This window comes from Pseudomonas sp. PvP100 (assembly GCF_017833055.1).
GTDB lineage: Bacteria > Pseudomonadota > Gammaproteobacteria > Pseudomonadales > Pseudomonadaceae > Aquipseudomonas > Aquipseudomonas syringae.
The window spans coordinates 2,497,860-2,510,907 of the sequence record NZ_JAFIBO010000001.1 but is presented as its reverse complement, the minus strand read 5'-3'; the positions used below and the strand labels follow the sequence as shown (position 1 = coordinate 2,510,907).

At 57.4% G+C, this 13,048-nt stretch carries 12 protein-coding genes; 5 read left to right on the top strand and 7 right to left on the bottom strand.

Annotated features, from left to right (window positions below; genetic code table 11):
* Positions 1-40 precede the first annotated feature (40 nt).
* Complete coding sequence (locus JOE39_RS10530) at positions 41-658, bottom strand: TetR/AcrR family transcriptional regulator (RefSeq protein ID WP_003315871.1); 618 nt, start codon at positions 656-658, stop codon at positions 41-43.
* Positions 659-842: 184 nt separating this feature from the next.
* Between JOE39_RS10530 and JOE39_RS10525 the strand changes: the two genes are divergently transcribed.
* Positions 843-1,364 (top strand): DUF3237 domain-containing protein, encoded by a 522-nt coding sequence (locus tag JOE39_RS10525; RefSeq protein WP_003391487.1) that lies wholly within the window; start codon positions 843-845, stop codon positions 1,362-1,364.
* Positions 1,365-1,421: 57 nt separating this feature from the next.
* Here the strand turns inward: JOE39_RS10525 and JOE39_RS10520 are convergent, their stop codons facing one another.
* The 3 genes from JOE39_RS10520 to JOE39_RS10510 all read right to left on the bottom strand — a co-directional run bounded on the left by JOE39_RS10520 (position 1,422) and on the right by JOE39_RS10510 (position 5,102).
* Positions 1,422-3,542, bottom strand: coding sequence for a TonB-dependent siderophore receptor (locus tag JOE39_RS10520; protein ID WP_080341268.1), 2,121 nt, complete (start codon positions 3,540-3,542; stop codon positions 1,422-1,424).
* Between the two features lie 120 nt (positions 3,543-3,662).
* The gene (locus JOE39_RS10515; protein WP_003391495.1) at positions 3,663-4,103 is read right to left on the bottom strand and encodes a GNAT family acetyltransferase; all 441 of its coding nucleotides are present in this window, start codon (positions 4,101-4,103) and stop codon (positions 3,663-3,665) included.
* Between the two features lie 54 nt (positions 4,104-4,157).
* On the bottom strand, positions 4,158-5,102 hold the full coding sequence (locus JOE39_RS10510; RefSeq protein ID WP_046265845.1) for an alpha/beta hydrolase: 945 nt from the start codon (positions 5,100-5,102) through the stop codon (positions 4,158-4,160).
* A gap of 351 nt (positions 5,103-5,453) precedes the next feature.
* Here JOE39_RS10510 and JOE39_RS10505 point away from each other — a divergent pair, with 351 nt between their 5' ends.
* From JOE39_RS10505 to JOE39_RS10495, 3 genes are all read left to right on the top strand, one after another.
* Positions 5,454-5,963, top strand: a complete 510-nt coding sequence (locus tag JOE39_RS10505) for a GNAT family N-acetyltransferase (protein WP_003412242.1) — start codon at positions 5,454-5,456, stop codon at positions 5,961-5,963.
* Positions 5,964-6,368: 405 nt separating this feature from the next.
* Positions 6,369-6,629, top strand: coding sequence for a DUF1652 domain-containing protein (locus tag JOE39_RS10500; RefSeq protein WP_044313246.1), 261 nt, complete (start codon positions 6,369-6,371; stop codon positions 6,627-6,629).
* Positions 6,630-7,351: 722 nt separating this feature from the next.
* Entirely contained in the window at positions 7,352-8,752 is a 1,401-nt protein-coding gene (locus JOE39_RS10495) for a pyridine nucleotide-disulfide oxidoreductase (protein ID WP_046265846.1), read from the top strand.
* Between the two features lie 110 nt (positions 8,753-8,862).
* On the opposite strand, the gene csrA is transcribed toward JOE39_RS10495, so the two are convergent.
* The 3 genes from csrA to JOE39_RS10480 form a co-directional block, all read right to left on the bottom strand.
* On the bottom strand, positions 8,863-9,051 hold the full coding sequence (csrA, locus tag JOE39_RS10490) for a carbon storage regulator CsrA (RefSeq protein ID WP_002554157.1): 189 nt from the start codon (positions 9,049-9,051) through the stop codon (positions 8,863-8,865).
* Positions 9,052-9,572: 521 nt separating this feature from the next.
* Positions 9,573-10,925 carry a GntP family permease gene (locus JOE39_RS10485; RefSeq protein WP_003315860.1) on the bottom strand — a complete coding sequence of 451 codons (1,353 nt, stop codon included), beginning with the start codon at positions 10,923-10,925 and terminating at the stop codon, positions 9,573-9,575.
* Positions 10,926-11,023: 98 nt separating this feature from the next.
* The gene (locus JOE39_RS10480; RefSeq protein WP_003344097.1) at positions 11,024-11,512 is read right to left on the bottom strand and encodes a gluconokinase; all 489 of its coding nucleotides are present in this window, start codon (positions 11,510-11,512) and stop codon (positions 11,024-11,026) included.
* 283 nt (positions 11,513-11,795) lie between these two features.
* On the opposite strand from JOE39_RS10480, the gene JOE39_RS10475 reads away from it, so the two are divergent.
* Positions 11,796-12,812, top strand: a complete 1,017-nt coding sequence (locus JOE39_RS10475; protein WP_004417143.1) for a LacI family DNA-binding transcriptional regulator — start codon at positions 11,796-11,798, stop codon at positions 12,810-12,812.
* The last annotated feature ends 236 nt before the right edge of the window (positions 12,813-13,048 follow it).

Below are 13,048 nucleotides of genomic sequence, written 5' to 3'. Positions count from 1 at the left end.
GTCGGTTCTTATCAGTACCGGCTGGTTCTGTTATGTGCGCTCAACGTTTCTCCATGCCCAACATGAAGGTATCGACTGCGCGTTTGACCAGGGCGCGAATTTCTTCGATGCTCAGCGGCATGGGCGCCTGTTGGTAAAGGCGAATCTCGGTTTCGGCAGTCAATAGCGCAGTCAGCTGCAATGCGGCGATATGCGGGTCGGTGTCACGCAACTGGCCTCTTCGCATCGCCAGAGCCATCATTGAGGTGACTGTCTGCAGACACTGGCTGGGACCGGACTCGTAGAACATCATGCCGATGTCCGAGTGTCCGGACTCGGCGACCACCATGCGATACACGGCCAGTGCCTTGTCATCATTGATAAGCACCATCAGCATGCGTTCCCCGAAGCGCGTGAACAGGGTCCGCAAATCGATCGGTCTGTCATCCTGGATCGCCAGCTCTGAAACCGCGTCGGCCAAATGGGCGGTTGCGAGTCTGTCGACTACGGCGATGAACAGTTCTTCCTTGGAAGGGAAATAACTATAGATCGTCGCCTTTGAGCCACCCATTCGTTTGGTGACCTCATTCATCGATGCACGCTCGTAGCCCATTTCGAGGAAGACACTTGCTGCGGCATCAATGATGGCTTCGCGGCGAGCTTCAGTACGGACCTTCATTCATATCCTCAATTCTCCGGTGGGCAGATAGTGTGCAAAATTCTCTAGACTGGAACTGAACCGTTCGGTACGATTTCAGTCGACTCCGTGGAGCTTACTGGAAAAGCAGGCGTAGATAAATGCCGATGGACTGCACCCGGCCACTCGTTGCCCGAATCCATTCAAAGATGGAGTGAACAGTTCTATGACCATTATCGACTTCAACAAATCCGTCAAACGCTCTTTTCGTGGTAATACGGCAACGGCTCCTCAGCTGGAAAAAATGCTGACGGTGATTCTGAAGACCGATGCTCCTGTGCTCATGGGGATATGCAGCGATGGACTGCGTAGCAACAGCACTGTTTTGGGCGGGGAGTTTTACGGCGAAAACTTCAGCGGCTCGGTACTTTCCGGCGGTAGCAATACGCTGGTTGAGTTGTCATCCGAGCTGGCCTTTCTCGAAACCCGTTTCACGCTGGTCACCCAACTGGGTGAAATGATCAACGTAGAAAGCAGAGGCGCTCTGCTTGTTGACGAAATGGGCCAGCACGAGCTGCAGAACGGAGTATGGCCAATCAGCGAAGGCCATTACCAGTGCACTTGCACACCCCGCTTTCAGGTTTCTCTGGGTCCTAACGAGTGGCTGGAGAAGAGCGCGTTCATCGGCAGGTTCGAATACCTGTATGGCAATGAAGCGCTGATCAGCTTTTACCGAATTAAGTTCTGATACATCCCTTCAAGTGCCACCGAGCAAGCCCGCGCAGGCCTGCTCTGTGGCAACGTCTTAAAACGTGACGCTGGCGCTCAGGCGTGCGGTGCGCGGTTCACCCACATTGACTTGCAACTGGCTGCCGGTGCTGGACGGGTAGTACTGCTTGTCGAACAGGTTATCCACGTTCAACTGCAGGCGTGTTTTATAACCGGCCATAGGCACGTCCCAGCGCAGAAACGCATCGGCCACGGTATAGCTGCTCATATAGAAGGTGTTGGCATCGTCGCCGGCGCGTTCGCCGACGTAGCGTGCGCCGCCACCGGCGTGCCAGTCGCCCAGACCGGACGGGACTTGCAGGTGGTGGGTGAGGTACAGGCTGGCCGTGTGCTTGGGGGCTTGGCTCAGACGATTGCCCTTGTTGCTTGGATCATCCAGCACTTCGGTATGGGTGTAGGCGTACGTGCCGATCATGTCCCAACGCTCGGCAATTCGACCGGTCACGTCCAGCTCCACGCCTTGTGAACCTACCTTGCCGGCTGCTTCGCTGACACCGGTCACGCCGGTAGGCGTAACGACGTTTTTCTTCTCTATGTCGAATACCGCGAGGTTGAAGTTGAGTTCCGGTGCCAGTGCATATTTGGCCCCGACTTCGTAGCTGCGGCCTTCTTCCGGGTCGAAGGTGGTGCCGTCATCGTTGACGTCATCGTTGGGTACGAAGGAGCGGCTGTAGTTGCCGTACAGCGACAGGTCTTCATTGACCTTGAATACCAGACCGGCCATTGGCAGGAAGACATCGTCATTGCTGTCCAGGTTCACCGTGCGGTTCGCGCCCAGGCCCTGTTTGATGTACTGATCGTAATGCTGGTAACGGCCACCCAGGACCAGAATCCAGCGGTCATCAAGGTGCCAGTTATCCTTGAGGTAAACAGACGATGAGGTCAGTTGGTTGCTCAGGTTGCTGGTGGTCGTGCTGACAACACTGGGCTCCGCCAGGCTGCCATAGCTGGGCGAAAAGATGTTGAAGCCGTTCTGCGCGGCGTTGCGGTAGGTCTTGCCGCGGTATTTGTCGGAGTCTTCCTGCTCGGCACCGATCAGCAGATCATGTTGCTGGCCAAACACCTCCTGCTTGCCGATGAAGTCCCAGCTGGCATAACGCGTTTCATAATCGTAATGGCCGCCATTGGCCTGACGCCGCAGCACGCCGCTGCTGGACAGCGTACTCGGCTGGGCAATCGAGAGGCTGTAGCGGTCGTTGTTCCAGCCGTAGGTCAGGCGGGTTTTCCAGTCATCGCTGAGCTGGTACTCGAAGCGCGCGGTCGCGGTTTCGCTGATGCCGACAGTATTTGCCCATTTTTCGTCCAGGCGCTTGTCGTAGCTGATATCGGCCGGATGACCGCCCGTGAACACCGTGCCACGATCGAACGGGCTGACGTAGTCGTTGTATTCGTAAGCCAGCGTCAGGCTGGCGCGCTCCCCGGTCCAGGACAGCGACGGCGCGACCAGCGTGTGCTGGTCAACGCCATAGTTACGCCAGTAGTCCTCGCTCTGACGCTCGGCCACAAGGCGGTAGGCCAGCCCCGAGTCGCCGAGCGGGCCGGTGGTGTCGACGCCGAAACTGCCGCCGCCTTCACTGTACGCCGAGCCACTGAGCGTGGTGCTTTGCACGTATTGCGGCTGTTTGCTGATCACGTTGATCACGCCACCTGGCTCCATTGCTCCGTACAGCAGCGAGGCCGGGCCTTTGAGCACTTCAACGCGTTCGGTCGTGGCACCGAAATTTTTCGACACCACCGAGCGCACGCCGTCACGCAGTACCGAGCCATCATCGTTGGTGCCGAAGCCGCGCTTGACCAGTGAGTCCTTGGTGTTGCCGAGCGTATTGCCCTGGCTGACGCCACTGACAAACTTCATGGCATCGTCCAGCGAGCGCACGTTGTAGTCGGCAATGGTCTGTGGTGTCACCACGTTGACCGACTGCGCTTCTTCCTTGAGTGGTACATCACTCTTGCTCGCGGTGCTGGCGCTTTTGGCGCTGTAGCCTTCCTGCGCTTCGGTCGCGGTTGCCGACACCTGCGTAGCGGGCAGCGTTGCAGTTTCAGCTGCATGCACTGCGCCGCCGGAGAACATCGCCAGAGAAAGCGCGGACAGCAGAAAAGTGCCGGGACGGCGAGGGCATTGGAAGGACGTGCTCAAGGGAGATGCTCTGCTATGACGTTAATAGCAATAATTGTAATTTGATATTAATTCTCATGTAAATAAATGATTGAGGCGCCTGTTGGTTTCGGTCCCCTCGGCAAACAGAGAGCGCTCGGCTCAGGACTGAGCCGTTACGTTGGCATCGATCCGCTTGCCCATGCTGATAATGAGCTCCGGCGTGTAGCCCAGGGTTTGATAGAAGGCCTGCACGCTTTCATTGAAGGTATGGATCTGCAGGTTGATCTTCACGCAGCCGAGATCCGCAAGCGCCTTTTCTGCGTGCCTGACCAGCCGGGTGCCCAGGCCGTTGCCGCGCTGTTGCGGATCGACGGCAACCGAATACAGCCAGCCGCGATGCCCGTCGTAGCCAGCAAGGAGGGTCCCGACCACTTGGTCATCCGCGAGTGCAACGAAGAACAAATGGTCGTCGACAGCCCGTTTCTTGTCGATCGACAGGTCTGGGCGATTGTGTGGCATGTCGTCATTGAAGACGGTCTTCCACAGCTGGATGACCGCCAGGCGGTGATGCGGGTCTGAATATTCGACAATACAGTTCATTGCGGGGTCCTTAGGCCATGAGTCCGAAGACTACTGCCACGCGCCCGGCGCTGTCTAACCGGCGCTCTTTGAGTCCTTGCCCTGTTTTGTCACCTGAGGCAGCGATGCAGGTGTATCGAGCAGGGCGCGAATGGCCCGGCTGTAAGCGGGCTGTCCGAGCTGCATGCTGTTGTTATGCGTACCGCCAGGCACCAATAACAGTTTCTTCGGCTCCCGCGCGGCTGCAAACAACTGTTCGCTGAAGCGGGACGGTACATAGCGATCCTCGGTGCCGTGCACGATCAGCACTGGCATATGGATGTCTGCAATCTTGTCCAGCGAGTCGAACTTCTGCGACAGCAGCCAGCGCACCGGCAGTGAGGTGTTGGCCAGCGCGGTGGCCACATCGGCCAGGTTGGTGAACGTCGATTCTATGATCAGCCCGCGGGCCTGAATCGGCGCATTGCCCTTTTCAGCGTCTTCGCCCAGTTCGGCCGCCAGATCCACCGCCACCGCACCGCCCAGAGAGTGCCCATAAATCAGCCTGCGCTGCGGGTCGGGTTGCAATTGCTTCAGGCGTTCCCAGGCGATGTGTGCGTCTTCATACACAGACCTTTCCGACGGTAGTTGGCCCATGCTTTGCCCGAAACCCCTGTAATCGATCGCCAGTATCGAGTAGCCCTGCGCCTTGAGTTGCTGGATACGGAACAGCTGGCCGGTGAGGTTCCATCGTGATCCATGCAGGTACAGCACTGCCGGGGCGTTCTTGTCCGCAGCGGGCCACCACCATGCGTGGATATTCTGCGCGGTGCCGAATGCCGGTGTACTGAGTTCGATTTCCTGCACATCTGCCGGCAGACCGCTGTACCAGCTGGCGGTACCGGGCTCGATGCGGAACACCAGTTCGCGCTCCTTGTGTTCAAGCACTGCACAGCCGACGGGCAGGCCAAGGATGACGGCTATCATGCTAATCCATCTGAGCGGACGGGCTTTGAAGCGAGCCAGCGGCGAAATCGACATAAGAGGAATAGTCCGGTCAACAAAATGAAATAAATGCAGAATCTGCATCCGGGATGCAAGACCAGCCGACGAACGCCGGGTTACAGGATATTGCGCACCCTCGCCGCAAATACCGAAAGGTTGAGGCGAGTAAAGCCCATGGCTTCAATACCTTGCGCGAGGAGGCCTAAAGGCAGCATCGACAACGACGCTCATTAGCACGTTTTGTTATTGAGGTAGCCCTTTTCGATAGCCGCGGATTATGCTGTGTGGGCGAGGGCGCTGTGTTTTTGTCATCTACCGTCGCCGGATTCGCCGATCTGCTTGCTGTATTCCCGCGCTTTCTTCAATTTCTTCAAGAGGTTACCGCCTATGTTCACTCACCGTCCCCTGGAAGAAAAAGACGTCCCCCTCATCTGCGAGATGCCGCAGAATGCCGATGAGCTGTTCTATATGTTCCCCAGGGCAACGTACCCGCTGACCGCCTCGCAACTCATCCATGCGCTCGAGACGCGTCATGATTCGACCGTCATCGAGATGGATGGCGAAGTGGTAGGGTTTGCCAACTTCTCTCTCTGCACCTTTCGCGGCCGCTGTTCGCTGGGCAACGTCATCATCGCACCGAAAGCCCGCTCCAGAGGGGTAGGGCGCTTCATGATCACCACCATGATGGGGATTGCGTTCGACAAGCACGAAGCGAGTGAAATGATCGCGTCCTGCTACAACCACAACGTCCCGGGCCTGCTGTTCTATCCGCGGATGGGATTCCGTCCTTTCCATATCGAAGAAAAGCTCGATAAGCGTGGCGAGCGTGTTGCGCTGATTCACCTGCGGCTGTCCGGCACCGACGCAAAAGAGAATATGCAAGACGAACAAGAGTAAGTTTTCAAGCAGGGCACGCACGACTCTTTTGAAGGAGCGGGCGTGCCTTGCGAGGGCCGCATCCGTTTCAGGCTTCAACCGTTCGTCAGTCTTAACTTCCTTCTTTTACGTGCAGTTTATCCACGCGGGTTCATCTCAAGTGCCATTTTGTTGATGAACAGGGCAGTGAATCGTTTCTTCTGTTGACGCCGTCAATAAAAAACTGCGTTAAAAGGGTTGTCGATATTCAATTATGGAAGTTGCCTCAAGTGCAGGGCGCAGTGTATAACGGGTTTAAGCATCACGTGAGTGGCGACAGATAATTGGCGGGCTGGCGCGGGCCGTTTTTAAAAAGTCATCAACAATAAAAATTATCAAGATTTTGTCACTGTCGGGACATGCTTACACACATAAGGAGATAAAGAAATGATCGCGAGTGGACTGTCCGAGTTAGAACTCAGGAGTATGGTTGAACGTGCGCTTCTGCCGTTGCGTTGCACCTGTACGATTGCCGATGAGCAGATGAATGTGCAGATAAGCCACCCGGTATCCGGGCGCACCCAGCGTCAGAAGAAACTGCCGCTCAGCCGTATCAAGACCGTTCGGGACATCGCTGAGCTGGTGGCCGAGTTGCGTGAAGTGCCGGTGACGGCTCGAGTCGCTAAAGCTTACTACAGCGCTGCCTGATACCGCTGCACCCCGCTGATGCTCCGGCATTACGGTACCTGGCCCTGATCATCGCTGATCGGGGCCTTGTCGTTTCCATGGGTCGATTTATCAATCGCATTCAGTGCTGGGAGAGGGGCTCTTCTGCTCTTCATGAGCGCGGACCCTTGGGTGGCGCACATCGGTAGTGTGCTCGTCAAATTAACAGCGTCGAAAGCCTGTTGTTTTTAGCGCAGACGATAAAAAATAAGTTGAACGCGTTGAACGCTGTAATGTCGTCGACAACTGCTCTTTTGAAGGGGGCTTCCACGGCTGAAAGATACAAGCTCATTCAAATCATCAGGTTATAAAGCGTTCCGGGCCGTTGCCGCTGCTTTCAGCCCATTTGACACTCTTGCTTTTCTTTGCAACTATTCAGTTGCCCGACTTATTTTGTAACGCATTGTCACTCTTCTCAAGTTGATAAAAGTGCTGGGTTAAAAAAGGGCGGTAGCATGACGTCTTATCCCTGTCAGGTCTGAACTTAAGGCCTGTGTCTGTTTTACCTATTGTAATTTTTTGTGAAGAACACTTTTTCTGACCATGGCGGCTCACAGGTGCCGTGAGTGAGAGCGTGTGCAGTGTGCTGCATGTGTTTTGCCTCGAATCGTGCAGGGACGCTGATTCGCTTTATCAATCAGGTATTCGACCCTCCAGAACTTCTGGACTGCACCCACGTATGAAAATGACGATGGAGCATCATTATGTTTGATACCTGTATGGAAACAGCCTGCGGTTGCGTGGTGGGTGGCGCAGGGCTCGCGGGCATGGGCTTTTTGTTCAACGCCCTGAAAAGCGGCGCGATGCCCGGGCTCGCAGCCAAAGGACTGATTGTCATTGATGCAAGTGACCGGCCCGGTACGGGTGCGCTGGGAGATTACCGGATCACTGCCAACTCGGTTGGCGATGTGTTCATTGATTGTCTTCGCGATCCGGCATTGCGCGAGGTATTCGAACCCCTGGAAAACTCCGCAGCTTACTGGCGCATCAAGGCTCAGGCACAGAGCGCGCCGCAACTGTCGGATGTGGGCCTGCTCATGGCCGAGGCATCCAGGCTGGTGCTGGACCACATCGTGCAACGTTATGGTGTAGAAGTCTGGTCCGGCACGCGCCTGGATGAGGTGATATGCGAGGGTGACGAGTTTTGTCTGCACGTTGACAGCGTGTACGGCGAAAGACGTGTGCGCTGTCAGGCGCTGGTACTCAACCTGGGCGGGCGCCAGGATCCACAACACTTGATCGATGATCTTGCTCGACAAGGCCTGACGCTGCCGGACCACTGCACTGTCCAGAGCGCTGACCGCTTGCTGCGCATGAACGCGGTGCAGTTGCGCGAAGTGTTTGCCCCGGCGCTGGCCGATAACGGGCGCATCACCATCGTTGGGGGATCTCACAGCGCGTTTTCGACGCTGGAGAATCTGGCGGATGCACTGGAGTTTGCCGGCTTGCAGGAACTGTCACTCGTTCATCGCAGCAGTATCAGGCTGTTTTACGAAAGTGTTGAACTGGCGCACGCGGCCGGTTACGTATTTGACGCGCAGCTTGATGTCTGTCCGGTTTCAGGTCGGGTCAACCGTTCCGGAGGTTTGCGTTACCGTGCGCTGGAGATCGGGCGCCAAGCGTTGCAAAACGGTCGCGTGGGCAAAACCGGCGTGCGCGTGCAGATGTTGCAGACACTGGGCGGACGCCCCGATGAATATGAGCAAGCCCGACTCGCGCTGGCCGACTCGGCTGTGATCGTGCAGTGCTCTGGCTATCAGCCCGTGTTGCCCCGACTGAGTGATGCCAATGGCAATCTCGTCAGTTTGCGCGAGGCCAAAGGGGGGCTCGATTCGGACGCTGGCGGCTGCCCGTTCGATCAGCACGGTCGTCGAATCAAGGGCCTGCATCTTTTCGGTCTGGGCGCCGGATTGGGCGTCGACCCGCAATTGGGCAGCGAACCCGCCTTCGACGGCCGGATATACGGCGTCTGGCAGTTTCATCATGATGCCAGCCGAGTGGTACTGGAGGCGGTCACACGCAGACTCGCTCATCAGCCTGTAGCTGCCGAGACGTTCATTTCGGAAGGATTCATGCAAGCGGCTTTAGGCCTTCAGGCCGGTTAGGCTGGTGCAGCGCAGGTTGGTGGTCATAAAAAACGGCGTCCCAGGGACGCCGTACGGCCGGTCTGCCAATAAACGGCAGGTCAGCATTGAATAAGGGGGTAGTGCGGGAGTTATTGTGGGTCCTGGTTGGGAGCCAGTTCTGCCTGGATACGTTTGTAGATTTCTTCACGATGCACTGAAACATTTTTGGGTGCATTGATGCCCAGGCGGACTTGAAGCCCTTGAACGCCAAGAATCGTGACGGTGATCTCGTCACCGATATTTATGCTTTCGCCTACTTTGCGAGTGAGTATCAACATAATCTTTTCCTTGATGGCCTCTTGAAAACGCCTCTCTCAAGAGGCTGGCGTTTGCCTTTGCGTGGTGATTGTTGCCGAGTGCATCCAAATGCATCCGTCTTATGACGTCGCACAGGTGAATTAAATTCCCTCGGTTCATTTTCTTGTCATCGAGATTTGCATCCCGGATACGACGAGTGCGCCAATTCTGCCCGTTTCGACGTGAAAATGCCCGTATTTACTGGCGTCATATAAAAAGTAACGTCAACCGCTGCACCGTTCCGGGTCATCATCATCTTAGCCGACGGTGCTGCTTGAGCCATTTCGATATGAGTACAAGCGTAGGCACGACTGCACCAGATTGCCCGGGCTTTCTGAAAATTCAAATGAAAGTGCTGAGCGAGTGTGTAGGAAGGGTCTGCGGATCACCTTAGTGTTCACGCTGATGCTGGGTACCACGGGGGGGCAGGGAAGGGATGCACGGGTGTGAGGCAGGGCCAGGCCTTCGCGGGTTTCAGCGCCCGCGAAGGCTCGTTCGGGGTTTACACCGCCATTGACAACAGCATGATGAAAATCAGGCCGACGACCGAGAGAATGGTTTCCATCACCGTCCAGGTCTTGAAGGTCTCGGCAACGGTCATGTTGAAGTACTGCTTCACCAGCCAGAACCCGGCGTCATTGACGTGCGACAGGATCAACGAACCGGCACCGGTTGCCAGCACCAGCAGCTCGCGATTGACGCCGGGGATCAGGCCGACCACCGGCGCTACGATGCCAGCACCGGTAATGGTTGCCACCGTCGCCGAACCGGTTGCGATACGGATGACCGCCGCTACCAGCCAGGCCAGCATGATCGGGTTGATCTGCGCCTGCACAGCCATGTGTCCGATCACGTCACCCACGCCACTGGCGACCAGCATCTGCTTGAAGCCACCGCCTGCGCCCACAATCAGCACGATTGCCGCCACTGGAGCCAGGCTCTGGTCCAGCAGCTTCATGATTTTGCTGCGATCAAAACCACGTGCGGCGCCGAAGGTGTAGAACGCCAGCAACAGCGCGGCAAGCAGGGCGGTGATCGGGTGACCGATCAGGTCCATCCAGATGCGGAACATGTTGTTTTCCGGCAACACCACATCGGCAAAGGTCTTGAGCAGCATCAGGAAGACCGGCAGCAGGATGGTCACCAGTGTGATGCCGAAGCCTGGCAGGTTTTCAGTGCTCGATTCCTTGGCGATCTGATCCATCAGTTCCTTGGACGGCGTACCGGGGATGCTTTTGGAAATCCAGTTACCGAAGATCGGGCCGGCGATGATGGCCGTCGGCAGTGCAACGATCAGTCCGTAGAAAATGGTTTTGCCGATATCGGCGCCGAATATGCCGATGGCCAGCAACGGACCCGGATGAGGCGGAACCAGACCGTGTACGGCTGACAGGCCTGCCAGCAGCGGGATGCCGATCTTGACGATGGGCACGCCGGTGCGCCGCGCAACAATGAACACCAACGGGATCAGCAGGACAAAACCGATCTCGAAGAACAACGGGATGCCCACCAGGAAGGCAGAGAACATCATTGCCCAGTGCACTTTCTGTTTGCCGAACGTGCGTATCAGCGTTTGCGCAATCTGGTCCGCGCCGCCCGAGTCAGCCATCAGCTTGCCGAGCATTGTGCCCAGGCCGAGGATGATGCCGACGAAGCCCAGCACCCCGCCGAAGCCGTCCTGGAAGGATTTCATGACTTTTTCGACCGGCATTCCCGAGGTCAGGCCAAGAAAGCCTGCCGCCAGGGTCAACGCGACGAAAGGGTGCACCTTGAAGGTGGTGATCAGCAGCACCAGGCCGACGATGGTCACCAACGCATCGACGAGCAGGAACGTCTCATGGGTCATACCGAACATGGATGTCTCTCCGGTTTATTGTTTTAAGGAACTGTTAACAGCGCCGACTTCAATCGTGTGTGCGCAAGACAGCGCTGTCTTTTGCACTCACGCCTTTATCAGGCGTGAGAGCCTTTCCACCATGCTGCGGCTTGTTTGCCGATGACATCGATAGGCTGGGACGCGTCCACGATCAATGTAAGCGGTTCGCCATAGGGCGGTTCGAGGGTCGCGAACTGGCTGTCTACAAGGCTGGCGGGCATGAAGTGCCCAGGCCGGTGCGAGCAGCGTTCGCTGGCGAGTTCCTTGCTGAGTTCCAGAAAAACGAAACCCAGGCCTGGCACCGCATCACGCAGGCGCTGGCGATAGATGAGCTTGAGCGAAGAGCAGGTCAGAACCGGGTGTTCACCGTTGGCGAGGGCGGCAGCCATCTCTTCGCCCAGGCGGGTCAGCCAGCCGGCACGGTCTTCGTCGTTGAGGGGGGTTCCGGCGCTCATCTTTTCGATGTTGGCTGGAGGATGGAACGCGTCGCCTTCGATCAGGCGGCCGCCGCTGTTCAGGGCAATCTCGGCACCGACGGCGCTCTTGCCGCAGCCAGATACACCCATCACCACAAGGGCGGAAATAGCAGTATTCGCAGTTGTCACAGTAGGCACCTCATCTGGAGACAGCGCTGTCTTCTTTCGGGGGGACATAAGTCTCATCCCGGACTGTTCCAGTTATTTGTCGTTGTTTTGGGCTCATCAATAAGCATGGGAGGCTGTTCTCCGCGGGACCCGAATCGGGTAACCCCTGTGAAACCAGCGATAAAGCATTGTCACGTTCCATGAGACAGCGCTACCTTATGGGGCATTCGACACATTTGGCAACCCCTATGTTAGTTGGCAACGCATGATACGCATTGGTTCCCGCTCGACTGGTCGCCCCACGCTCAATGAAGTGGCGAAGCTGGCTGGCGTCTCTCCGATCACCGCCTCGCGAGCCTTGCGCGGTATCAGCACCGTGGCGCCTGAGTTGGTCGAAAAGGTCCGTGCTGCGGCGCAGAGCCTGGGTTATGTGGCCAACCCGGCAGCCAGGGCGCTGGCCTCTTCCTGCAGTCAGACCGTCGTGGTGCTGGTGCCGTCGCTTTCCAACCAGTTGTTCATCGAGACGCTGGAAGCCATTCAGGACGTGTTGCGCGTGCGCGGCCTGGACGTGCTCATCGGCAACTACCATTACTCACCCGAAGAGGAAGAGAAGCTGCTACGCAACCATCTGGTCAATCGCCCGCGCGGTATTCTGCTGACCGGTTTCGACCACACGGCAGCGTCCCGCCAGATGCTTGAAACCAGCGGCATACCCTGCGTGCACATGATGGAACTCGACACTCGCCTGGGCGCCTATTGCGTCGGGTTCTCGCAGCAACAGGCCGGTGCCGAAGCTGCGCGGCACCTGCTCGGGCGTGGCCGCCATCGGCTGGCATACATGGCCGCCCAGCTCGACCCTCGTGTGCTGCAACGTGGCACCGGGTTCCGTCGGGTGCTGGAAGACGCCGGGCTGTTCGACCCCGCGCTGCAGGTCTCGACACGCCAGGCCTCCTCGATCGGTCTGGGCGGGGAGTTGTTCGCGCGCCTGCTTGACCAGCATCCGGATGTCGACGGGGTGTTCTTCTGTAATGACGACCTGGCGCAGGGCGCTGCGCTGGAGGCCTTGCGCCTGGGGGTCGCGATTCCCGAACGGGTCTCTCTGGTGGGCTTCAACGACCTGCCTGGGTCCGCGCACATGGTGCCGCGCCTGACCTCGATTCGCACACCCAGGGAAGAAGTCGGACAGCGTGCTGCTCAGGTCTTGCTGGGCCTGCTGGACGGGGTCATCCAGCACCCGCAGGTCGATCTAGGGTTTGAACTGGTGGTGCGGGAAAGCTCTTGAGTCTTTTCCCCGACCAGCCCTGGCGATCCTTCCCCGGGTCATTGCACTGACCAATGGTAGGGGCGCTCTGCGGGCTCGATGCCTCCGGGCTGGAGTGCCCGACCGTGCTGTCCTGCACTGTTGTCGATACCCTCATTCGAACGGTTTCGACACATTTCGACTGTTATTTCTGACAGTACCCATCCCCCCGTGTTGAGTATTCAATGACCCTACGTTTTTGGCTCGGAGCGGCATAA

Coding starts and splice junctions, on each gene's coding strand:
- JOE39_RS10500 (WP_044313246.1), top strand. CDS start 6,369: ATGATCGCGAGTGGACTGTCCGAGTTAGAACTCAGGAGTATGGTTGAA.
- JOE39_RS10530 (WP_003315871.1), bottom strand. CDS start 658: ATGAAGGTCCGTACTGAAGCTCGCCGCGAAGCCATCATTGATGCCGCA.
- JOE39_RS10495 (WP_046265846.1), top strand. CDS start 7,352: ATGTTTGATACCTGTATGGAAACAGCCTGCGGTTGCGTGGTGGGTGGC.
- JOE39_RS10475 (WP_004417143.1), top strand. CDS start 11,796: ATGATACGCATTGGTTCCCGCTCGACTGGTCGCCCCACGCTCAATGAA.
- JOE39_RS10480 (WP_003344097.1), bottom strand. CDS start 11,512: ATGGGTGTATCTGGCTGCGGCAAGAGCGCCGTCGGTGCCGAGATTGCC.
- JOE39_RS10485 (WP_003315860.1), bottom strand. CDS start 10,925: ATGTTCGGTATGACCCATGAGACGTTCCTGCTCGTCGATGCGTTGGTG.
- JOE39_RS10505 (WP_003412242.1), top strand. CDS start 5,454: ATGTTCACTCACCGTCCCCTGGAAGAAAAAGACGTCCCCCTCATCTGC.
- JOE39_RS10510 (WP_046265845.1), bottom strand. CDS start 5,102: ATGTCGATTTCGCCGCTGGCTCGCTTCAAAGCCCGTCCGCTCAGATGG.
- JOE39_RS10525 (WP_003391487.1), top strand. CDS start 843: ATGACCATTATCGACTTCAACAAATCCGTCAAACGCTCTTTTCGTGGT.
- JOE39_RS10515 (WP_003391495.1), bottom strand. CDS start 4,103: ATGAACTGTATTGTCGAATATTCAGACCCGCATCACCGCCTGGCGGTC.
- csrA (WP_002554157.1), bottom strand. CDS start 9,051: ATGTTGATACTCACTCGCAAAGTAGGCGAAAGCATAAATATCGGTGAC.